20 protein-coding genes are annotated in these 20,517 nt (G+C 66.9%); 5 read left to right on the top strand and 15 right to left on the bottom strand.

Going from position 1 to position 20,517, the window contains the following annotated elements:
- Positions 1-518: 518 nt before the first annotated feature.
- Entirely contained in the window at positions 519-1,265 is a 747-nt protein-coding gene (locus ROA7023_RS00005; RefSeq protein WP_085876945.1) for an autoinducer binding domain-containing protein, read from the bottom strand.
- Positions 1,266-1,479: 214 nt separating this feature from the next.
- Here ROA7023_RS00005 and ROA7023_RS00010 point away from each other — a divergent pair, with 214 nt between their 5' ends.
- Entirely contained in the window at positions 1,480-2,178 is a 699-nt protein-coding gene (locus ROA7023_RS00010) for a Crp/Fnr family transcriptional regulator (protein WP_234991964.1), read from the top strand.
- Positions 2,179-2,306: 128 nt separating this feature from the next.
- Here ROA7023_RS00010 and ROA7023_RS00015 read toward each other — a convergent pair whose 3' ends face one another.
- The 8 genes from ROA7023_RS00015 to ROA7023_RS00050 all read right to left on the bottom strand — a co-directional run bounded on the left by ROA7023_RS00015 (position 2,307) and on the right by ROA7023_RS00050 (position 11,058).
- The gene (locus tag ROA7023_RS00015) at positions 2,307-3,494 is read right to left on the bottom strand and encodes a M24 family metallopeptidase (RefSeq protein WP_085876946.1); all 1,188 of its coding nucleotides are present in this window, start codon (positions 3,492-3,494) and stop codon (positions 2,307-2,309) included.
- Positions 3,495-3,614: 120 nt separating this feature from the next.
- Complete coding sequence (phoB, locus tag ROA7023_RS00020; protein ID WP_085876947.1) at positions 3,615-4,304, bottom strand: phosphate regulon transcriptional regulator PhoB; 690 nt, start codon at positions 4,302-4,304, stop codon at positions 3,615-3,617.
- 4 nt (positions 4,305-4,308) lie between these two features.
- A complete protein-coding gene (gene phoU / locus ROA7023_RS00025) occupies positions 4,309-5,034 on the bottom strand; it encodes a phosphate signaling complex protein PhoU (protein ID WP_085876948.1) in 726 nt (241 codons plus the stop codon).
- A 5-nt stretch (positions 5,035-5,039) separates the two neighbouring features.
- Positions 5,040-5,837, bottom strand: a complete 798-nt coding sequence (gene pstB / locus ROA7023_RS00030; protein WP_085876949.1) for a phosphate ABC transporter ATP-binding protein PstB — start codon at positions 5,835-5,837, stop codon at positions 5,040-5,042.
- A 17-nt stretch (positions 5,838-5,854) separates the two neighbouring features.
- Positions 5,855-7,195 carry a phosphate ABC transporter permease PstA gene (gene pstA / locus ROA7023_RS00035; protein ID WP_085876950.1) on the bottom strand — a complete coding sequence of 447 codons (1,341 nt, stop codon included), beginning with the start codon at positions 7,193-7,195 and terminating at the stop codon, positions 5,855-5,857.
- Positions 7,192-8,661: a phosphate ABC transporter permease subunit PstC gene (gene pstC, locus ROA7023_RS00040; protein WP_085876951.1), complete on the bottom strand. Its 1,470-nt coding sequence runs from the start codon at positions 8,659-8,661 to the stop codon at positions 7,192-7,194. Before pstC ends, pstA begins: the two co-directional genes overlap by 4 nt.
- 120 nt (positions 8,662-8,781) lie before the next feature.
- Positions 8,782-9,828 carry a substrate-binding domain-containing protein gene (locus tag ROA7023_RS00045; RefSeq protein WP_085876952.1) on the bottom strand — a complete coding sequence of 349 codons (1,047 nt, stop codon included), beginning with the start codon at positions 9,826-9,828 and terminating at the stop codon, positions 8,782-8,784.
- Positions 9,829-10,011: 183 nt separating this feature from the next.
- Positions 10,012-11,058 (bottom strand): sensor histidine kinase, encoded by a 1,047-nt coding sequence (locus ROA7023_RS00050; RefSeq protein WP_234991965.1) that lies wholly within the window; start codon positions 11,056-11,058, stop codon positions 10,012-10,014.
- Between the two features lie 182 nt (positions 11,059-11,240).
- Here ROA7023_RS00050 and ROA7023_RS00055 point away from each other — a divergent pair, with 182 nt between their 5' ends.
- Entirely contained in the window at positions 11,241-11,582 is a 342-nt protein-coding gene (locus ROA7023_RS00055; RefSeq protein WP_159458410.1) for a hypothetical protein, read from the top strand.
- Here ROA7023_RS00055 and ROA7023_RS00060 read toward each other — a convergent pair.
- The 4 genes from ROA7023_RS00060 to ROA7023_RS00075 are packed head-to-tail and all read right to left on the bottom strand — an operon-like array spanning position 11,579 to position 14,795.
- Positions 11,579-12,757: a trans-sulfuration enzyme family protein gene (locus ROA7023_RS00060; protein WP_085876955.1), complete on the bottom strand. Its 1,179-nt coding sequence runs from the start codon at positions 12,755-12,757 to the stop codon at positions 11,579-11,581. The two genes, ROA7023_RS00055 and ROA7023_RS00060, sit on opposite strands and share 4 nt — an antisense overlap.
- Positions 12,754-13,278 (bottom strand): gamma carbonic anhydrase family protein, encoded by a 525-nt coding sequence (locus tag ROA7023_RS00065; protein ID WP_085876956.1) that lies wholly within the window; start codon positions 13,276-13,278, stop codon positions 12,754-12,756. Before ROA7023_RS00065 ends, ROA7023_RS00060 begins: the two co-directional genes overlap by 4 nt.
- Positions 13,275-13,913, bottom strand: coding sequence for a guanylate kinase (gene gmk / locus ROA7023_RS00070; protein WP_085876957.1), 639 nt, complete (start codon positions 13,911-13,913; stop codon positions 13,275-13,277). The genes ROA7023_RS00065 and gmk overlap by 4 nt, the downstream gene beginning before the upstream one ends.
- A gap of 3 nt (positions 13,914-13,916) precedes the next feature.
- Entirely contained in the window at positions 13,917-14,795 is an 879-nt protein-coding gene (locus ROA7023_RS00075; RefSeq protein ID WP_085876958.1) for a YicC/YloC family endoribonuclease, read from the bottom strand.
- 213 nt (positions 14,796-15,008) lie between these two features.
- Between ROA7023_RS00075 and ROA7023_RS00080 the strand changes: the two genes are divergently transcribed.
- On the top strand, positions 15,009-15,731 hold the full coding sequence (locus tag ROA7023_RS00080) for a PAS domain-containing protein (protein ID WP_159458411.1): 723 nt from the start codon (positions 15,009-15,011) through the stop codon (positions 15,729-15,731).
- Positions 15,732-16,077: 346 nt separating this feature from the next.
- On the opposite strand, the gene ROA7023_RS00085 is transcribed toward ROA7023_RS00080, so the two are convergent.
- Positions 16,078-17,448, bottom strand: coding sequence for a class II 3-deoxy-7-phosphoheptulonate synthase (locus ROA7023_RS00085; RefSeq protein WP_085876960.1), 1,371 nt, complete (start codon positions 17,446-17,448; stop codon positions 16,078-16,080).
- Positions 17,449-17,633: 185 nt separating this feature from the next.
- Between ROA7023_RS00085 and ROA7023_RS00090 the strand changes: the two genes are divergently transcribed.
- The gene (locus tag ROA7023_RS00090) at positions 17,634-18,638 is read left to right on the top strand and encodes a GlxA family transcriptional regulator (protein ID WP_085876961.1); all 1,005 of its coding nucleotides are present in this window, start codon (positions 17,634-17,636) and stop codon (positions 18,636-18,638) included.
- Positions 18,639-18,656: 18 nt separating this feature from the next.
- Here the strand turns inward: ROA7023_RS00090 and ROA7023_RS00095 are convergent, their stop codons facing one another.
- Positions 18,657-19,076, bottom strand: coding sequence for a hypothetical protein (locus ROA7023_RS00095; RefSeq protein ID WP_085876962.1), 420 nt, complete (start codon positions 19,074-19,076; stop codon positions 18,657-18,659).
- 222 nt (positions 19,077-19,298) lie between these two features.
- On the opposite strand from ROA7023_RS00095, the gene ROA7023_RS00100 reads away from it, so the two are divergent.
- Positions 19,299-20,492, top strand: coding sequence for an ABC transporter substrate-binding protein (locus ROA7023_RS00100; protein WP_085876963.1), 1,194 nt, complete (start codon positions 19,299-19,301; stop codon positions 20,490-20,492).
- Positions 20,493-20,517: the final 25 nt, after the last annotated feature.

Genomic DNA, 20,517 nt, shown 5'->3' on the forward strand with positions numbered 1-20,517 from the left:
AAGAGACACGGGGGGCGGTGTGTCGGGGGATATACCAGGCGACAGCGGCACGGCGGGGGCAGACCAGGGCGCCCCAAACACCCAGGAACCAGGGGTTGTCCTCCCACTCCGTCACGCTCACCCGCCCACCCACCGGGTGTGCGTCCGCAAGCCCCCCGCCCCGAGAAGCCCCCCCCCCCCCCCCGAACGGCCGAAACGGCACCGCGGTGGGAGACTCGCGGTGCCGCCTTGGGGACAGCGGACATCGTCGGGGATTGGGATGCCGACGACGCCCAAGTTTGTGCCGGCCCGTCGAGGCAAAATTCCCCGACGGGACCAGCGTCCGGTTTCCCGGTTCGACCAGAAGAGCCCTGCAATAACAAGGGGTTTCGGGTCAATGTTCCCTGGCCTAAGGCCACCACTCACGGAACACGATCACTCTCGCATTGACGTAGCGTCGACGAAAGTATGGGAAACCTGACCGCAAGGACGAAACGTTCTGTCGTTGGACGCGGCGTCACGCGACAGTTTCTAGCGTTTCACGCCTCGAAGACGAACATCTGGTTGTAGAAGGCGGCCTTGAGGATCGCCTGCGCCGTCGTCTCCACGTCCAGCGCCTCGCGCGCCAGCCGCAGATGTTTCTCGACCGTGGCCGGCGACACCCCCAAAAGCAGCGCCACGTCCTGGGTCGTCTTGCCGTCGCCGACCCATTGCAACACCTCTCGCTGCCGCTTGGTCAGCGTGCGGGCGCCGGAATAGGGCAGGGACAGCAGCTTCAGATGCGCCACGTTGTTCATCACCACGATCTCGGAGCCGTGCTTCTCCCAGATCTCCTCGACATCGGCCTGGGTCAGCCCCGGCCGCGCGGTCAGCGCGATGGCGCCCTTGGAGCGTTCGGAGACCGACCGGAAACTGATCGTGTAGCCGGCGACCACGCCCATGGAGATGTTGACCGCCACCACGCGCTGCTCCTCGGCGGTCAGGTTCCCGGGCTGCGCGATCCAGCGCCAGGAACAGGCGCCGTCGTTCTCCAACGCCCAATGCAGCATCGGCGCATGGTGATAGAGGCCTTCGTCGATGAACCGCTCCATATATTCCGGGGACTGGTTGGTCAGAACGACCCAATCCTGCGGATCCCCGAGGGACTCGCCGAACCGGTAGCGGGTGAAGCCGTAGATCAGCCGGTCGAACCCATATTCGGCCATCCGGTCCGTGTGCTGCCGCCAGAGGCTTTCGACCGTGGCCGCATTGGTCAGAGCATCCAGGTAGTCGCTGAGCATGCTCATGTCTGCAGTCTTTCGCAAGGGACCCATCTTGCACCAATATGACAGGTTGACCGGGCTGGGAACCCTACGGCAATCATCGCCTTGCAGGAGTTGGGTCGCATCCCCCGGACCACGGGACACGCGAGCCGATCCTCTGAAGACCACTCGCATCCGGGGGATACTCGTTTATCATGCCTCAGGCATTCGGATCAGCATGTGATTGGAGTCACAGATCTTGGAAAATAGTCCGGAATCGGACGGGCCGGCGCAGCGCGGCGTCCTGCTCGACAGCCTGCCCGAAGAAAACCGGGCGGACCTGTTGGAGTTGGCGCGGTCGGTCAGTTTCGACCGGGGGCAGACGATTCTGACCGCGGGCGAAGACGGCGACACGATGGTCCTGATCGAGACCGGCCGCGTGGAGGTCAGCGTCACGTCACATGAAGGTCGCCGCTCGATCCTGACCCAGATGGGGCCGGGCGAGGTGCTGGGCGATCTCGCCGTGCTCGACGGCGGTCCGCGCAGTGCCGACGCGGTCGCCGCGGGGCCGGTGACGGGCCGGCTTCTGACGCGCGGACAGGTCATGGGCTATCTGGAGCGCAACCCGACGCTGGCGATCGGCCTGATCCGCGAATTGTGCCGCAAGCTGCGCGACGCCTCCGAGATCCACGCGCAGCAGGCGCTGACCGACGGTGCGCAGCGGTTGGCGCTGGTCCTTGTGCGGCTCTTCGACAAATGGGGCACGCCGGACGCGGATGGCACCCTGGTCATGCGAGAGTTCGTCTCGCAGGCAGAGATCGGCGATTTCGCGGGGCTGGCCCGGGAAAACGTCAACCGCCAGATCCGGCTGTGGTCGCGCGAGGGGATCCTGGCGAGCAAGGGCCGCAGGCTCAGCCTCACGGATTCAGAGCGTTTGCGCGAGATTGCCGGCATCTGAGGGCGGTTCGGGCTGAAACCGCGGATGTTTCTCACATCTTTTATTTACATAATACTGATTATGAGCCTTAGCGCCCGGCCCCATGACGCCGCCTCCCGGACTCTCCGGCCTGGAAAGATACGACTGGATCAGGCCTTGACGACCAGCCCCCCCGGCGTGTCGCACAGCCTGTCATGACCGTTCTCGGTGATCAGGATCGGCTCTGTGGTCTCGATCCCGCCATCGTCGAGCCAGAGCGCCGGCATGAAGTGGAACGTCATCCCCGGCAGCAGCTCGGTCCGGTCGCCGGCGCGGAACGACATCGTCCGTTCGCCCCAGTCCGGCGGATAGCTGAGCCCGATCGCATAGCCGCAGCGGTTGTCCTTGATGAACCCGTGCCGCGCCAGCGCCGCGTTGAAGGCGTTGGCGATGTCCTCGCAGCGGTTGCCCGGCCGCGCCTGCTCCAGCGCGGCCTCGGTGGCGTCATCGACGGCCATCTCGGCATCCAGGTATTTCTGCGGCGGCTTGCCCAGGAACAACGTGCGCGATTGCGGGCAATGATAGCGCCGGTGCGCGCCCGCGATCTCGAAGAACGTCGCCTCGCCCGTCCGCAGCGGCGTGTCGTCCCAGGTCAGATGCGGCGCCGTGGCGTCGAGGCCCGACGGCGCCATGGGCACGATCGCCGGATAATCGCCCCAGTGCCCGCCGACGCCGGAAATGCCGGTGTGATAGATCTCGGCCACCAGCTTGTGCTTTGGCATGCCGGGTTCCGCGAAGTTGCGGATCTTCTCGTGCATCGCGGTGACGATATCGGCGGCCCGGCGCATGTAGATCAGCTCGAACTCCGACTTGATCGTCCGTTGCCAGTTGACGAGGCCGGTGCAATCCTGGAAATCCGCCTTTGGAAGGCACTTCAAGAGCGTCTTGTAAGCACTTGCCGAAAAGTAATAATTGTCCATCTCGATGCCGACGCGCTGCGTCCCGTGGCCGTAAGCGTCGACCAGCTTGGCCAGGTCTTCCATCGGATGCTTGTCAGGGTTCTGAACGTAATCGTCGGCATAGCCGAAGATGTTGTCCTCTTCCATGAACACCGTCCGCATGGCACCGGCGGCATCGATGCCCCGGCCCCACCAGACCGGCTCGCCCTCCATCGACAAGAGCACCGCCTGGTGGACATAGAAGGTCCAGCCGTCATAGCCCGAGATCCAGGACATGTTCGACGGATCGGTGATCAGGATCGCGTCGAGCCCTTCGGCTTCCATCGCGGCGCGGGTTTTCTCTATCCTGTCCCAATACTCGGAATCGGGAAAGGACGGGCTGGTACGACTCGACGGCATGGATTCTCCTGCAAAGGCTGGCGCGATGCTGAAGTCTTGCCCTCAGGAAGCCAAGCCCCCTCGGCCCTTCATCGCGGGCCCGTGGCGCTTTGACCCCTGCCCGGCCCCTTGCGCCCAATTTTAGCCCAGGGCGTAGCCCGCGCCGCGCACGGTGCGCACCGGATCGGCGCCGCCGTTCTGGGTCAGAACCTTGCGCAGGCGCCCGATATGGACGTCCACGGTGCGGGTGTCGACATAGATATCGCGCCCCCAGACCCGGTCGAGCAATTGCTCGCGCGACCAGACCCGCCCGGGCTTTTCCATGAAGGTCGACAGCAGCCGAAACTCGGTCGGGCCGAGTTTCAGCGCCTGTTCGCCGCGCCGCACCCGGTGGGTTTCGGCGTCCAGGACAATGTCGTCGAAGTTCAGGACCTGGCCCACCGTCGCCGGACGCACCCGGCGCAGCTGGGTCCGGACCCGCGCCATCAGCTCGCTGATGGAATACGGCTTGACCACGTAATCATCGGCGCCGGTCTCGAGGCCGCGGACCTTGTCGACCTCCTCGGACCGCGCCGAGAGCATGATGATGGCGATGTCGCGCGTCGTCGCGCGGGTCTTGAGCTGGCGGCACACCTCGATGCCCGAGAGGTTGGGCAACATCCAGTCCAGCACGATCACGTCGGGCATGTCCTCCTCGACCAGGATCAGCGCCTGCTCGCCATCCTCGGCCCGGCTGGTGCGAAAGCCTTCGGCCTCGAGGTTGTAGCCCAGGACCTCACGCTGCGCGACTTCATCTTCGACAATCAGAACATGGGGTTGCGAGGCGTTCATGATGTCAGTCGTCCTCGTCCTCTGCGCCCATGAAGGACGTCTCGTCGCCCTTGGGGCGGGTATCCTCGGGCATGGTTCCGGTCACGAGATAGATCACTTGCTCGGCCATGTTGGTCACCAGGTCGCCCATGCGCTCGACGTTCTTGGCGATGAAAAGAAGGTGCATGCAGGCGGTGATGTTACGCGGGTCCTCCATCATGAAGGTCAGGAACTCGCGGAACAGCGCATTGTACATCTGGTCGATGTCATGGTCGCGCTGGCGCACGTCCTCGGCCAGCTGCGCGTCGCGGCGGATATAGGCGTCCAGCGTATCCTTCAGCATCAGCTGCACCTCGCGTGCCATCCGGCGCGTCGCGGCATCGGCCCCCTGGATCGGGCGCATCTCGGCCAGCACCGACGTGCGCTTGGCCATGTTCTTGGCGTAGTCCCCAACCCGCTCCAGGCTGCCCGACAGGCGGAACACCGTCAGCAGTACCCGCAGGTCGGCCGAGACAGGAGCGCGCAGCGCGATGGTGCGGGCGCATTCCTCGTTGATCCGCTCTTCGAGCTCGTCGATTGTCCGGTCGCCGCGGCGCACCTTGTCGGCAAGCTCCAGGTCCCGGGTTTCGAGCGCACGGGCACCGTCGAGGATCGCGGCCTCGACCAGGCCGCCCATCTTCATCACCAGCGCCTGGATCGATTCAAGCTCTCGGTCATAGGCCGAGACGATATGTTGTTCGTCGGAAATCATGGCATTTATCCAATACGTCCCGAGATATAGCTTTCGGTGCGGCTGTCTTCGGGGTTTGTGAAAATCTTGCCGGTCTCGCCGAATTCCACCATGTTTCCAAGGTGAAAGAACGCGGTCTTCTGGCTGACCCGGGCGGCTTGTTGCATGGAATGGGTGACGATCACGACCGAATAGCTTTCGCGCAGCTCGTCGATCAGCTCTTCGACCTGGCCGGTGGCGATCGGGTCCAGCGCGGAACAGGGCTCGTCCATCAGCAGGACCTCGGGCTCGGTCGCCACGGCCCGGGCGATGCACAGACGCTGTTGCTGGCCGCCTGACAGGCCGGTGCCGGGGGCGGTCAGCCGGTCCTTGACCTCGTTCCAGATCGCCCCGCGCCGCAGGGCGCGCTCGACGATGTCGTCCAGATCGGCCTTGTTCCTGGCCAGCCCGTGGATCCGCGGGCCGTAGGCCACGTTGTCATAGATAGACTTCGGAAACGGGTTCGGCTTCTGAAAGACCATGCCGACCTTGGCGCGCAGCTGGACCGGATCGACACGCTTGTCATAGATGTCCTCGCCGTCGATCAGAATATCGCCGCTCACCCTGGCCGTATCAATGGTGTCGTTCATCCTGTTGATACAGCGCAGAAATGTCGATTTGCCGCAGCCCGAAGGGCCGATGAAGGCGGTGACTGTCTTGTCCTCGATTTCGACGCTCACATCCCGGATCGCGTGGGTCTCCCCGTAGTAGACCTGCACGTTGCTCGCGCTGATCTTGATCTCTTTCTGGTCCACGCTTCTCTCCGTCAGTCTCAGGTCGTCCATTTTCATACCCTCTCACGTTACCAACGGCGTTCAAAGCGGCGGCGCAGCAGAATTGCGACGATGTTCATGGTCATCAGGAACAGCAGCAGAATGATGATCCCGCCCCAGGCGCGTTCGTAGAACGCAGGGTCGGCGCGCTTGGCCCATTCGTAGATCTGTGCCGGCATGGCCGAGTTCGGGTCGAGAAAGCCGGAGGCGACGCCGTCCGGGTAGTTCGTGGCGATATAGCCCACCATGCCGATCAGTAGCAGCGGCGCGGTCTCGCCCAGTGCCTGCGCCAGGCCGATGATCGTCCCGGTCAGGATCCCCGGCATGGCCAGCGGCAGGACGTGGTGGAACACCGATTGCATCTTGGAGGCGCCGACCCCGAGCGCGGCGGCCCGGATCGACGGCGGCACCGATTGCAGCGAGGCGCGTGTCGAGATGATGATCGTCGGCAGTGTCATCAGCGTCAGCACCAGCCCGCCCACCAGCGGCGCCGATTGCGGCAATCCGCCGAACTGGATGAACGCCGCGAGGCCGAGGATGCCGAAGACGATCGACGGCACCGCCGCGAGGTTCGAGATATTGACCTCGATCAGGTCGGTCCAGCGGTTCCTGGGGGCGAATTCCTCAAGATAAATCGAGGCGGCGACACCTATGGGCAAGGCCAGGAACAACACAACGAACATCATGAACAACGAGCCCAGCATCGCCACCCCGATCCCGGCCTGTTCGGGCCGGGAATCCGAGGCATCGGCCCCGAATATGAAATCCCAGTTGAATGACCTCTCCACGATCCCGGCCGCCTCCATCCGGTCCACCAGGTCCAGATGCGCGGCCGAGAGGTTGTTGTCGCGGGCAAGGCTTTCGCGCGTCACCCGGCCCTTGGAATAGCCGTCGACCCGCGAGGATGCGAAAAAGCGGAACTCGACCGTGCCGCCGACCCTGTCCGGATTGGCCAGCACGAATTCACGCATCTGCCCGGCCTCGGAGGAGGACAGGATCTGCCCCAGCTCCTCGGGGCCCATGTCGGTTTCTATCCCGGCCTCGGCCAGCCGCTCCGCGAGCGCGGTGTAGATGATCTCGCGGTAGGCGGAGGTCTTGACGAAGGAGGCCTCGGCGGCCTCGACGGCCTCGGGCTCCAGCGGGACCTCGACCGTCACGAACGTCTGGGTGAAGGCCGGCGTCCCGTTCGAGATGATCGCGTAGAGCAGGGCGACCAGGAAGGCGACACCGATCAGCACGGCACCCAGCCCATAGGCCTTGAAGCGGGCCTCGGAGGCGTTGCGCTTCTTGGTGCGCGCGTCGAGCTGGTGCAGGGAGGATTTGCGCACCGCGGGCGGCGCGGCGGCGGAGGCGGCGGACGCGTCGGTCATTCGTATTGCTCCCGGTAGCGGCGCACGATCCAGAGTGCGAAGACATTGAGCGCGAGGGTGATGACGAAGAGCGTCATCCCCAGCGCGAAGGCGACAAGCGCCTCGGGCGAGGAAAAGTCAGCGTCGCCAGTCAATTGGCTGACGATCTTCGCGGTGACCGTGGTCATCGCCTCGAACGGGTTGAGCGACAGCCGGGCCGCGGCCCCCGCCCCCAGCACCACGATCATGGTCTCGCCGATGGCGCGGGACGCCGCCAGCAGGATCGCGCCCACGATGCCCGGCAGGGCCGCGGGCAGGATCACCTGCTTGACCGTCTCGGAATGGGTGGCGCCGAGGCCGAGGCTGCCGTCGCGCATGGATTGCGGCACCGCGTTGATGATGTCGTCCGAGAGCGACGACACGAACGGGATCAGCATGATCCCCATCACCAGCCCCGCGGTCATCACCGCCGTGCCGCCGCCCATCCAGTCCACGCCCAGCACGCCGTCCTGGCCGAAGATGTCGACCAGCAGCGGGCCGACCGTCAGCAGCGCGAAGAGGCCGTAGACGATGGTCGGGATCCCTGCGAGCACCTCCAGCAACGGCTTGGCCACCGAGCGCACCAGCGGGCTGGCGTATTCCGACAGATAGATCGCGGCCAGCAGGCCGATCGGCACTGCCACCATGAGCGCGATCAGCGAGATGTAGAACGTGCCCCAGAGCAGCGACAGGATGCCCAGCGACGAGCCGCCGCCGAAGGACGGGCTCCAGGTCGTGCCGAAAAAGAAGTCGGTCGCGGGATAGAGCCGGAAGAACTCCACCGTGTTGAAGATCAGCGACAGCACGATCCCCAACGTCGTCAGGATGGCCAGGCAGGCCGCCGCGATCAGCAGCACCAGCACCCCGCGCTCCACCGTGTTGCGGGCGCGGAAATCCCGGGTGGTCATGCGGTAGGCCAGTGCGGTGCCGCCGAGCGAGGCGGCGATGACCAGGATCGTCATCGCCAGCGACCCGGTGTGGGACATCGTGCGATAGCGTTGGGCCGCGCGCAGGGTGTCTTCGGTCACGTCCGAGCCGAGCGCCACGCCGATGCCGCCCAAAAGCTCGCGGATCTCGTCGCCGTTCTCCAGGGCGCGGGAGGCGTCGCCGCCCAGCACGCCCTGCCCCACGGCCGCGTCGAGCCCGTCGGCCACCCGGCGCACGTCGGCCATCAACAGGCTGCGGTCGGCGGCTGTGGCCTCCGCCGCGAGGTCGAGCCCGCCCGCGACCGAGCGTTCGATCACCAGCGGCTGGCCCAGGGTCCAGAGCACCATCAGCAGCAACGCCGGGACCAGCCCGGTCAGCGCCGCGTTGAAGCCGTAATAGGACGGCAGCGAGTGCAGGTTGCGGATATCGCCACCGGCCGAGGCCATGGCGCGGCCGCGCCCGAGCACATAGCCGATCACGGCGATGGCGAGCACGATGAGAAGGATCCAGAGGGCGGACATCAGGGCTCCTGCGGGGCGGGTTGCGTTGCGCGTCCGGCTGAAATCATGAAACGGGAAAAGAAATCAAGAGGGTTGGGGGGGGGCGCGACCTTCAGGCCGCTCCCCCCCCCCCGGGGCCGATCACATATCGGCGCCCATGGTCACTTCGTCGGCGATCATCGCCTGGGTCTCGGCGATCTCGGGGTCCGCGACGAGGCCGTAGTTCGCCAGCGGACCGTTCGGGCCGGCGATCTCGTCCGCCATGAAGAACTGGGCATAGTCCTTCAGGCCGGGAATGACGCCGATGTGCGCCGCCTTGATGTAGAAATAGAGCGGCCGCGAGACCGGGTATTCGCCGCTTGCGATGGTCTCTGTCGAGGGGGCGACGCCGCCCATGGTCGAGACCTTCAGCTTGTCGGTGTTGTTCTCGTAGAACGCGAGGCCGAAGACGCCGACGCCATTGGTGTTGGCGTCGATGCGGGCGAGGGTCTCGGTGTAGTCGCCGTCGATGTCGACCGACAGGCCGTCGGTGCGGACCGCCATGCAGGCGCCTTCGGCGGCATCCTCGTCCATGCCCATGTCCATCATCGCGCCCATCGCACCGGTGTCTTCGCAGCCCTGCAGCAGGACCTGCTCTTCGAAGACCTCGCGGGTGCCGTGCTTGGTGCCGGGGATGAAGGCCAGGATCTCGGCGCCGGGCAGGTCGGCGTTGACCTCGTCCCAGGTCATGTTCGGGTTGGCGACCATCGCGCCGTCCACGGGAAGCTCGGCGGCCAGGGCGGTGAACCAGTCGGAGGGCTCGAACGCGGTGAATTCCGGCCCGTCGATCTGGCTGGCGAAGACGATTCCGTCATAGCCGATGCGCACTTCGATGATGTCGGTCACGCCGTTCTCGGCGCAGGTCTCGATCTCGCCGGCGCGGATCCCGCGCGAGGCATTGGCGATGTCGATCGTGTTCGGGCCCACGCCTTCGCAGAACCGCGCCAGGCCGGCGGAGGAGCCGCCGGATTCAACGACCGGGGTCGGGAAGTCGGTGTTCTCGCCAAAGACTTCGGCCACGATCGAGGCATAGGGCAGCACGGTCGACGAGCCGGCGACCTGCACGTTGTTGCGGGTCTGGGCCACGGCAGCGGTCGCAGAGACGGCGGCGATCGCCAGGGTCGAGGCGGTCAGTTTCGCAAAAGACATTGATTGCTCCTGTCAGTTTTCTCGGGGGTCGCGACCCCCCGGCCGCACCCTCGCCGCGACCGCTAGGGGCCCCGCGCTGCGCTTTTGTGACAGGAATGTAAAAGTTAGATGACACCCCGCGATTCCGCCGCTTGACCTTGCGTTAATCTTTCCCGGACGGGTCAATGCAGACCGAAGCGGCCGTCACCGCGCCGGAAGGATCACCGTGAAGCGGCTTCCCTGCCCCGGCGCACTTTCGATTCGCAGGCGGCCACGGTGACGGTTGACGATGTGCTTGACGATGGCCAGGCCCAGGCCGGTGCCGCCGACCTCGCGCGAGCGGTGCGCATCCACCCGGTAGAACCGTTCCGTCAGCCGCGCGATATGATGCGAGGCGATGCCCTCGCCATGATCGCGCACCACCAGGCGCACCCCGTCGCTGCGCAGCGCCCCCTCGGCCAGGGGCCCGGTCAGGCTGACATCCACGCGCCCGCCGCCGCGGCCGTACTTGATGGCGTTCTCCAGCAGGTTGTTCAGGATCTGCCGGACCTGGCACGCATCCCCGGGGATCGTCACCGGCGCTTCGGGCAGCTTCACCCGCAACTCCAGCCCGGCCGCCTGCGCGAGGGGGCGATAAAACTCCGCCACATCCGCCACCAGGTCCGACAGGGCCAGCGGATCGGTCGGCCGGACCCGCTCGCCCTCCTCCACCCGGCTGAGCGACAGCAGGTCCTCGACCAGGCGCGACATCCGGCCGGCCTCGCGCTCCATGATCGTCAGGAAACGGTCCCGCGCCACCGGATCGTCCTTCGCCGCCCCCTTCAGCGTCTCGACGAAGCCCAGCAGCGCGGTCAGCGGCGTGCGCAGCTCGTGGCTGACGTTGGCGACGAAATCGCGCCGCATCTGCCCGGCCTCCTCGACCGCGGTGACATCCTCGAAGCTCAGAAGGATGCCCCGCCCGGAGCTCAGCATCGCGGGCGCGGCGGTGACCTGCCAGGTCGCGTCGCGCCGGCCGATGGTGCCCAGGTACCGGGTCACGCGGGGCTTGCCGTCCTGGAAGGTCTGCTCGACAACGTCCAGCACATCGGGCTGCCGCAGGGCGGTGATGTAGTGCTGCCCCAGCCCGTAGTGCCCGAGCAGATCGCGCGCCCCGTCGTTCAGCGCCAGCACCCGCTCGTTCGGCCCGATATAGAGGCTGGGGCCGGGGATCGCCGCGATCAGCGCACCGACATCCGGCAGGCTTCCGGTCACGGGCACATCCTCACGCGGATGTGTTTGATTGACATCTTCGCGGTGCCTTCCGTGCAACACCCTAACATAAAGGAGGTTGGCGTCTGACATCGCGCCGAAACTCGTGGTGCCATGGCGACAGGTGAAGGCTTCACTTGCTGAGGTGATCCATTGTCATGAAACGGCTCGCAGGCGACACACCGGTGACGGGACAGATCTATCTTGTCGTGGGGAACAGTCAGCGTTGGTTGAGCCGGCAACCCGATCTGCCAGCTCTCGAGGGCTTTCATTTCTGCGGCTTCGACGAGCTCGACCCGCCCCTCTTGACGCGGTGTGCGCCGCAGATCGTCCTGTCGCCGCTCTTTGGCGATGGCTTCGACGCGCTCGACCTCGCATTGCGCCTGCAGACTCTCGCGTTCAGCGGCCTCTACCGCGCGATCGCGGAGAATCTGCCGAATGTCGCGATCGTGCGGCGCGAAATATCGCTGGCCGCGCCGGACATCGACTTCGACATCCTCGAGACGCGCACCCTGCTGCAAGGCTAGCTCGCCGTCCGCGCGGCGTCGACGGCGGCGGTGAATTCGGCAACCAGCATGTCGGCCGGCTCCACCCCGACCGAGACCCGGAAGAAGCCTTCCGAGATCCCGACGGCCGCGCGGGCCTCGGCGTCCACCAGCCGGTGCGAGGACGAGGCGGGATGCGACAGCGTCGTGCCCACATCGCCGAGCGTGGGCGCAAAGGCGATGTCCGGCGCCGCGCGGACAAGTGCGTTGGCCGCGGCCCGCCCGCCCTCGATCTCGAAGCTCAGCATGTTGCCGCCCCGCCCGCCCAGCACCGTCGCCGCGCGGTTGTGGTCGGGATGGCCGCTCAGGGTCGGGTAGATGACGCGCGCCACGCCGGGCACCGCCGACAGCGCCTGGGCCAGGGCGGCGGCATTGGCCTCGGCCCGGTCCAGCCGCAGACCGAAGCTTTGCAGCCCGCGCTCGGCCAGCCAGCAGTCGAACGGGCTCGCCGTCAGGCCGAAGGTCACGTTGGCCTCCATCATCCGCGCGGTCAGCGCCGGGTCGGCCGCTGCGACATACCCCAGCGTGGCGTCCGAATGCCCCGCCAGCAGCTTGGTCACCGAGTGCAGCACGATGTCCGCCCCGCGCAGCAGCGGCTGGTAGAGCCGGGGCGTGGTGAAGGTGTTGTCCACCGCCAGCAGCACGCCCGCCTCGCGCGCCACCGCGAGGATCCCCTCCATGTCCGCCACCCGGATCGTGGGGTTGGAGATCACCTCCACCAGGATCAGCCGGGTCTCGGGCCGGATCGCGGCACGGATCGCCTCGGCGTCGGTGGCATCGGCGAGGGTGGTCTCGATCCCGAACCGCGGCAGGTCCTGCCGCATCATCCGCAGGCTGCGGCCGTAAAGCTGGTCGGCGCCGATCACATGGTCGCCCGCCTTCAGCAGACCGAGGAACATCGCGGCCACCGCCGACATGCCCGAGCCCGTGACGAACCCGCCCTCGGCGCCTTCGAGCGCGTCGATCTTGCGGGCCAGAACCTCGGCATTGGGATGCCCTTCGCGGGCATAGGTATAGCCCGACCCGTCGGCATATTGTGCGTCCAGCGCATCGGGGTCGTCCGAGACATAGACCACCGACGGCTGCAGCGGCGTGACCAGGGGCCGCGAGCCGGTCTCGGGCCACGGGGTGCGTCGGACGGTGTTGCTGTCGTTCATGCCAATGCCTCCAGCCCGAGCCGAAAGCGCCGGGCGTTCTGTTGATAGCCGAGCGCCGACTGGCGCAGCCCCTCGATCGCCTCGTCGTCGAGTGCGCGGACCACCTTGCCCGGCACCCCCAACACCAGGCTGCCGTCGGGGATCTCCTTGCCCTCGGTCACCAGTGCGCCCGCGCCGATCAGGCAGTTCCGCCCGATCCGGGCACCGTTCAGCACCGTGGCGCCCATGCCGATCAACGAGTTCTCTGCGATCGTGCAGCCGTGCAGCATCGCCTTGTGGCCGATGGTGCAGCCCGCGCCGATGGTCAGCGGAAAGCCCATGTCGGTGTGCAGCACGCAGTTCTCCTGCACGTTGCTGCCCCGGCCGACCACGATCGGCTCGTTGTCGCCGCGCAGGGTGGAGCCGAACCAGATGCCGGTATCGGCCTCCAGCACCACCTTGCCGATCACGTGGGCGCCGGGGGCGACCCAGGCGCTGGGGTCCATTTCGGGGCGGTGGGCGTCAAGGGCATACAGGGTCATAGGCTCTCCTCGAATTCCATTTGCAGCTTGCGGACATGGTCCACCAGGTCGGGTTGCTGCGGGCGGCGCAGGCGCTCGGCGGTCAGGATCGTCTTCAGCCGCGCCTCGGTGTCGTTCAGGTCGTCGTTGATGAGCACGTAGTCGTAACCGTCCCAATGGCTGATCTCGTCCCAGCTTTTCTGCATCCGCTTGGCGATCACCTCGGCGCTGTCCTGGCCCCGGCTGACCAGCCGGCGCTGAAGCTCAGGGATCGAGGGCGGCAGGAAGAAGACCGCCAGCACATGCTTGCCCAGGACGGAGTTCTTGATCTGCTGGGCCCCCTGCCAGTCGACATCGAACAGCACGTCGCAGCCGCTCTCGATCGCCTGTTCGACCGGGCCGCGCGGCGAGCCGTAGAAATTGCCGAAGACATGGGCATGCTCCAGCATCTCGCCGTCCATCACCAGCTGCTTGAATTCGGCCTCGCTGCGAAAGTGGTAATCGACGCCGTCCACCTCGCCCTCGCGCGGCGCGCGGGTGGTGGCCGAGACACTGAAGCGGATCGAGGGATCCCAATCGCGCAGCCGCCGCGTCATGGTCGATTTGCCCGCGCCCGAGGGCGAGGAAAGGATAATCAGCAATCCGCGCCGCGCCATGGCCTACTCCACGTTCTGAATCTGTTCGCGCATCTGCTCGATGGCCGCCTTCAGCGCCAGCCCGACCCCGGTCAGCGCCTTGTTCTGCGCCTTGGAACACAGGGTGTTGGATTCGCGATTGAACTCCTGCGCCAGAAAGTCGAGGCGGCGGCCCGCGGGCGCGTCCTCGGCCAGCAGGGCGCGGGCGGCATCCACATGGGTGCGCAGGCGGTCGATCTCTTCGGTGACGTCCTGCTTGACCGCGATCAGCGCCAGCTCCTGCATCAGGCGCGGCTCGTCGGCCTCGGGCACGTCTTCGAACACCCGGCGCAGCGCGGTGGCCATCGACGCCCGGGTCTCGTCTCGCCGGGCCTCGACCACGGTGTCGGCCTCGTCCAGCAGCGCCACGATGGTGTCGAGCTGGCCCGAGATCAGCCCCTGCAGCGCCGCACCCTCGCCCCGCCGCATGGCGTCAAAGGCGTCGATCAGCGCCTCGAGATCCGCCATCAGCGCATCGGTCAGACCTTTGTCCACGGCGTCGTCGACAGCCGTCGCCACCACCCCGCGCACCGACATGACATCGGCGGCGTTTGGCTGCGCCAGGGTCAGCCCGCTTTCCAGCGCCCGCGCCTCGATCCGCGCCAGCGTATCGAGCACACGGTCCAGCTGCACCGGGTCGAGCACCAGCTCCGGCCCGCCCTGCTGGCGGTCGAGCCTCAGGGAGAGGGTGATACTGCCGCGCCCAAGCCGCGCTGTGAGCCGAGGCCGCACCAGCGCCTCCAGCCCCGGCACACCGTCGGGCAGCCGCAGCCGCAGATCGAGGCCGCGGGCGTTCACGCCGCGAACCTCCCAGGCCCAGGCGGTCGTGCCGACGCTGCCGCTGCGGCTGGCAAAAGCTGTCATGGATCGGGTCAAACGCCGCTCCCTCCCGTCGTTCCGCGGGCACCTAAGGCCAGATGACCGCCCGTGGCAAGGCGTTAACCCGTTAACATTTTGAGTGGTATTATGGCAGGAAAAAGGCGCTATATTAATAAAAGATGAACGACGGAAGTGGCCGGTTGACAGGCCGGTCCGTGAATGGGGCGGGGGCCCGACGTGAGCGAGGAGAGCGACACCATGACCGACCAAACCACCCTGATCCCCGGTGAGGACCGCCCAGCCCATATTCCGGCGCTGAGGCAGATGGAGCGCTACTGGAACGAGCTGCGCGGTGGCCACCGGCTGCCCCAGCGGCGCGACGTCGATCCCGCCCGGCTGGAAGACTCCCTGCCCCATGCCTTCCTGATGCAGCGGGTCGCCCCCAACGTGGGCCGGCTGCGGGTCGCGGGCCAGCAGCTGACCAAGGTGCTGGGGATGGATCCGCGGGGCATGCCGCTGACCGCCTTCTTCGGGGTCGAGGCGCGCAAGGTCCTGTCCGAGCAGCTTCGGGCCGTGTTCGACGGGCCGACCATTGTCGAGATCCCGGTGGCCTCGCGCCGCGGCCTCGGACGTCCCCGCCTGTCCGGCCGGCTGCTTCTGCTGCCGCTGATCGGCGACGACGGCATGGTCTCGGCCTGCCTCGGTGCGCTGATGGTCGACGGGACGATCGGCAGCGCACCGCGTCGCTTCGACATCGCCCCCGGCGTGATCCGGGCCGAGCGGGTGCGCTCGCCCTCCAGCGCCGACCTGCGCGAGACCCTGCTGGCCCAGATCGAAGAGACGGGACGCGAGGGGGCCGAGGCCCCGCGCCCGGCCCCAGCGCTCTCTGGCGCCCCGCGCGTGCGCCCCGAACGGCCCGCAAGAGCGCCCGCCGTCGAGCGGCGGCGGCCCTATCTGCGCCTGGTCGTGGACAACGGCTGAGGGCGGTGCGCGAGGGCGAACGAACGCGCTGGTCCGATCCGGTCGGACACAACACGCGCGGCGATCGACACGATGGCCCGCCTGCGCCTTGTCGAAAATTCGACGGAAATGATTGGCATTGCGCCGCAGGTCGAAGGCCCGCGCCGCCCGTCGGATCGGGGCGCGATTTCCTTGGTCTGGCCCTTGGGGCCGGGACAGCGGTCCGCCCTGCCCCGCACCCCGCCCGAACAGCGAAACCGACCGCCCCCGAGGGCACGCAAAGTCGCGAACGGGCGGCGTGATCTCTCACGCCGCCCGTCGGTGTCGCGATCGCCGCGGCGTCAGCCGGTCTTGGCGGGGGCTAGGGTCAGCCGGTCTTGGCGGGGGCCAGGACCGTGCGGCGGGCCGAGAGCTCCTCGGCCACGAGGAAGGCCAGCTCCAGCGATTGCGACGCGTTGAGCCGCGGATCGCAGGCGGTGTGGTAGCGCGCCGACAGGTCCTCTTCGGTGACCGCGCGCACGCCGCCGGTGCATTCGGTCACGTCCGAGCCGGTCATCTCGAAATGCACGCCGCCGGGGACGGTGCCCTCGGCCTTGTGGATTGCGAAGAACTCGCGCACCTCGCGCAGCACGCTGTCGAACGGCCGGGTCTTGTAGCCGGTGGCCGACTTGATCGTGTTGCCGTGCATCGGATCGCAGGTCCAGACCACGTTGGCGCCTTCTTCCTCGACGGCCTTCACCAGCCGCGGCAGGTGCTCGCCCACCGATCCCGCGCCGAAGCGGGTGATCAGCGTCAGCCGTCCGGCCTCGTTCGCGGGGTTCAGCCTCGCCATCAGCGCCTTGAGGTGGCCGCTGGTCATCGAGGGCCCGCATTTCAGGCCGATCGGGTTCTGCACGCCGGCGCAGAACTCCACATGGGCGCCGTCGGGCTGCCGCGTCCGGTCGCCGATCCAGATCATGTGGCCGGAGCCCGCGAGCCATTTGCCGGAGGTCGAATCCACCCGGGTCAGCGCCTCTTCGTATTCCAGCAGCAGCGCCTCGTGGCTGGTGTAGAACTCGACGGTGGCCAGCTCGTGATTGGTCTCGCCGTTGAGGCCGGCGGCGTTCATGAAGTCCAGCGTGTCCGAGATCCGGTCCGCCATGGCGCGGTATTGCTCGGATTCCTCGCGGTCGGTGAAGCCCAGCGTCCACTGGTGGACCCGGTGGACATCGGCGAAACCGCCCGTGGAGAAGGCGCGCAGCAGGTTCAGCGTCGCCGCGGCCTGGGTGTAGGCCTGCATCATCTTCTCGGGGTCGGGGATCCGCGCCTCGGGGGTGAACTCAAGCTCGTTGATGATGTCGCCGCGGTAGCTGGGCAGCTCCTGCCCGCCCGCGACCTCGGTCGGGGCCGAGCGCGGCTTGGCGAACTGGCCGGCCATGCGGCCGACCTTCACCACCGGCACCTTGGCGCCATAGGTCAGAACCATCGCCATCTGCAGCATCACTTTGAAGGTGTCGCGGATCGCGTCGGCCGAGAAATCCTTGAAGCTTTCGGCGCAATCGCCGCCCTGCAGCAGGAAGGCCTCGCCCCGCGACGCCTTGCCAAGCGCGGCCTTCAGCCGGCGTGCCTCGCCCGCGAAGACCAGCGGCGGATACTTCGACAGATGGGCTTCGACGCCCGAAAGGGCGGCCGCATCGGGATAATCCGGCATCTGCACCCGCGGCTTGTTGCGCCAGTCGGTTTTCTGCCATTCTCTCATCTGTCGTCTCCGGCTCGGGTATCAGGTCCGCGGCGCCCGCGGGGTTTGCAATGCCGGGGTCGTATAGCCGCTGGAGGCCGCCCCGCCAACGGCAAATCGGCACCTTTGCCGCAGAGGCTCCGGCTTGATCCCACCGGGCAAACCTGTTCAGGTCGCGCGTCAATGCAGCACCAGTGGGTCGCCCCATGGAAATCGAACCCCAGACCGTCGAGATCAAGGACCCGCCCGCGAAGCCGCACCGCTTCGTGTTCGTGCTCCTCGACCAGTTTACGCTTCTGTGCTTTTCTTGCGCCGTCGAGGCGCTGCGCATCGCCAACCGGATGTCGGGGCGCAGGCTCTATACCTGGGCGCTGGCGGGTGAGGGCGGCGAGACGGCGACCTGTTCGGCGGGCATCACCCTCGGCCTCGACATGGATCTGGCGGAGATGAACCGCGAGGATACGATCCTGGTCTGCGGCGGGCTCGACGTCCAGGCCGCCACCACCAAGCGCCTGGTCGGCTGGCTGCGCCGAGAGGCGCGCCGGGGGGCGGCGATGGGCGGGCTGTGCACCGCGGGCTATGCGCTGGCCAAGGCGGGGCTGCTGGACGGCAGGAAGGCGACAATCCACTGGGAGAACCAGGACAGCTTCGCCGAGGAATTCGAGGAGGTGACGCTGACCAAGTCGGTCTTTGTCGTGGACGGCAACCGGATCACGACGGCGGGAGGCACCGCCTCGATCGACCTGATGCTCAAGGTGATCGCCGACGACCATGGCGAACAGCTGGCCAGTGCTGTGGCCGACCAGCTGATCTATTCCTCGATCCGCACCGACCAGGACACCCAGCGCCTGTCGATCCCCACCCGCATCGGCGTCCGCCACCCGAAGCTGAGCCAGGTCATCCAGATGATGGAGGCCAATATCGAGGAGCCGATCAGCCCCGCCATCCTCGCCAGCGACGTGGGCATGTCCACGCGGCAGCTGGAGCGGCTGTTCCGGCGCTATCTGAACCGCTCGCCGAAACGCTATTACATGGAGCTGCGGCTGCAGAAGGCGCGCAACCTGCTGATGCAGACCGACATGAGCGTGATCAACGTGGCGCTGGCCTCGGGCTTCACCTCGCCCTCGCATTTCTCGAAATGCTACCGGTCGCACTACGACACCACCCCCTACCGGGAGCGCGGCGCCCATGGCGTGCGGCCCGGGGCCTGACCTGGTGCGCCGAGCCGCCTAGAACTTGGCCAGGATCACCGCCACGTCGGTGTTGAGCGTGAAGTTGATGACCACGAGCTCGGCGCCGGTGTCGTGCAGCATCGCGTAATACCAGCCGTATTGCTCTCCGGTCCAATAGGCGCGGGCTTCCTGGAAAAAACCGTTCTCGAGGGGGACGAGCTTGAAGAGGGCCGCGTTCTCGAAGTCGCGGGGGAAGGCCATGCGCAGGCTGCGGGTGATGCCGGCGAGGTCGGCCTCGGTGTATTCGTCGCGGCCGCCGAGATCCTGGACCAGGGGCATGAAATCCCGCGCCATGACATGGGTGTTCACGAAGGTCTCGTAAGAGGCATAATCGGCAAAGACGCTGTCGCGCACCTGCGCTTGGCCGGACAGCGGCAGCAGAACCGAGGCGAGAACGATCAGGGCAGAGCGGATCATGGAGCGGGTCCTTTTTCGAATGAACAGGGTTGAATGAACAGGGTTGAATGAACTCGGTCGACTGAACCGCGGCGTCCGAACCGGGCCGGATGACCCGGTGCCCCGACGTTAGCGCCGCGGCGGGGCGCCCGGCAAGTGGCCCCGGCAACCGACCGCTTTTCTTTCCATCTGCATATCACTAGGATTCGCGGTGGATAAATCTGTCCAACTGGGAGACGAACAATGATGAAACTGCTTCTCGCGACGACCGCGGCCCTTCTGGGAACCCAGGCCTTTGCGGCCGGCCATTCCGAAGAAGTGAAGATCGGTGTGATCATGGGCTTCACCGGCCCGATCGAAAGCCTGACGCCGATGATGGCCGATGCCGCCGAGCTGGCGATGACCGAGGTCAACGACAGCGGCATGTTCCTCGACGGCAAGACGCTGACCCCGGTCCGCGCGGATTCGACCTGTATCGACAACGGTGCCGCCACCGCCGCGGCCGAGCGGCTTGTGACCTCCGACGGCGTGGTCGCGATCGTGGGCGCGGATTGCTCGGGCGTGACCGGCGCGGTGCTGGCCAACGTGGCGGTGCCCAACGGCGTGCCGATGATCTCGCCCTCGGCCACCTCGCCCGGCCTCACCAGCGCCGAGGACAACGGCCTGTTCTTCCGCACCGCGCCGTCCGACGCGCGCCAGGGCGAAGTGCTGGCCAGCATGCTGGACGAACGCGGCATCACCGAGGTTGCTGTGACCTACACCAACAACGACTACGGCAAGGGCCTGTCGGACAGCTTCGTGTCCAACTTCGAGGCCAATGGCGGCACCGTGACGATCACGGCCCCCCATGAGGACGGCAAGGCGGATTATTCCGCCGAGGTCGCCGCGCTCGATGCCGGCGGCGGCGAGATCCTCGTGGTGCTCGGCTATTCCGACCAGGGCGGCAAGGGCGTGATCCAGTCCGCGCTGGACACCGGCGCCTTCGACACGTTCATGATGGGCGACGGCATGTATGGCGATGCCCTGCTGGCCGAGCTTGGCGCCGACATGGAAGGCTCCTTCGGCGCGGTTCCGTGGTCCGAGGGCGAGGGCGCGGATGCCTTCGTCGAGATCACCTCGGCGGCCGGCATCAACGGCGACAGCTCCTTCACCCGCGAAAGCTATGACGCGGCGGCGCTTCTGGCGCTGGCGATGATGGCGGGCGGCGAGGCCACGCCCTCGGTGATCGCCGAGAACGTGCTGGCCGTGGCCAACGCCCCGGGCGAGCCGATCCTGCCGGGCGAGCTTGGCAAGGCGCTGGAGATCCTCGCCTCGGGGGGCGACGTGGATTACGTCGGCGCCACCAATGTGGAGCTGATCGGGCCGGGCGAAGCCGCCGGCACCTACCGGGAATACACGGTCACCGACAGCGACTACGTGACGGTGCAGTTCCGCTGAGCCGCGGGATCGCTTGACCGACGGG

Origin of the sequence: Roseisalinus antarcticus, from assembly GCF_900172355.1 — a bacterium.
Lineage (GTDB): Bacteria > Pseudomonadota > Alphaproteobacteria > Rhodobacterales > Rhodobacteraceae > Oceanicola > Oceanicola antarcticus_A.

Bases quoted from the DNA above. Each gene is read 5' to 3' on its own strand.
- ROA7023_RS00005 (WP_085876945.1), bottom strand. From the start codon at position 1,265: ATGAGCATGCTCAGCGACTACCTGGATGCTCTGACCAATGCGGCCACG.
- ROA7023_RS00015 (WP_085876946.1), bottom strand. From the start codon at position 3,494: ATGCCGTCGAGTCGTACCAGCCCGTCCTTTCCCGATTCCGAGTATTGG.
- phoB (WP_085876947.1), bottom strand. From the start codon at position 4,304: ATGAACGCCTCGCAACCCCATGTTCTGATTGTCGAAGATGAAGTCGCG.
- phoU (WP_085876948.1), bottom strand. From the start codon at position 5,034: ATGATTTCCGACGAACAACATATCGTCTCGGCCTATGACCGAGAGCTT.
- pstB (WP_085876949.1), bottom strand. From the start codon at position 5,837: ATGGACGACCTGAGACTGACGGAGAGAAGCGTGGACCAGAAAGAGATC.
- pstA (WP_085876950.1), bottom strand. From the start codon at position 7,195: ATGACCGACGCGTCCGCCGCCTCCGCCGCCGCGCCGCCCGCGGTGCGC.
- pstC (WP_085876951.1), bottom strand. From the start codon at position 8,661: ATGTCCGCCCTCTGGATCCTTCTCATCGTGCTCGCCATCGCCGTGATC.
- ROA7023_RS00045 (WP_085876952.1), bottom strand. From the start codon at position 9,828: ATGTCTTTTGCGAAACTGACCGCCTCGACCCTGGCGATCGCCGCCGTC.
- ROA7023_RS00060 (WP_085876955.1), bottom strand. From the start codon at position 12,757: ATGAACGACAGCAACACCGTCCGACGCACCCCGTGGCCCGAGACCGGC.
- ROA7023_RS00065 (WP_085876956.1), bottom strand. From the start codon at position 13,278: ATGACCCTGTATGCCCTTGACGCCCACCGCCCCGAAATGGACCCCAGC.
- gmk (WP_085876957.1), bottom strand. From the start codon at position 13,913: ATGGCGCGGCGCGGATTGCTGATTATCCTTTCCTCGCCCTCGGGCGCG.
- ROA7023_RS00075 (WP_085876958.1), bottom strand. From the start codon at position 14,795: ATGACAGCTTTTGCCAGCCGCAGCGGCAGCGTCGGCACGACCGCCTGG.
- ROA7023_RS00080 (WP_159458411.1), top strand. From the start codon at position 15,009: ATGACCGACCAAACCACCCTGATCCCCGGTGAGGACCGCCCAGCCCAT.
- ROA7023_RS00085 (WP_085876960.1), bottom strand. From the start codon at position 17,448: ATGAGAGAATGGCAGAAAACCGACTGGCGCAACAAGCCGCGGGTGCAG.
- ROA7023_RS00090 (WP_085876961.1), top strand. From the start codon at position 17,634: ATGGAAATCGAACCCCAGACCGTCGAGATCAAGGACCCGCCCGCGAAG.
- ROA7023_RS00095 (WP_085876962.1), bottom strand. From the start codon at position 19,076: ATGATCCGCTCTGCCCTGATCGTTCTCGCCTCGGTTCTGCTGCCGCTG.
- ROA7023_RS00100 (WP_085876963.1), top strand. From the start codon at position 19,299: ATGATGAAACTGCTTCTCGCGACGACCGCGGCCCTTCTGGGAACCCAG.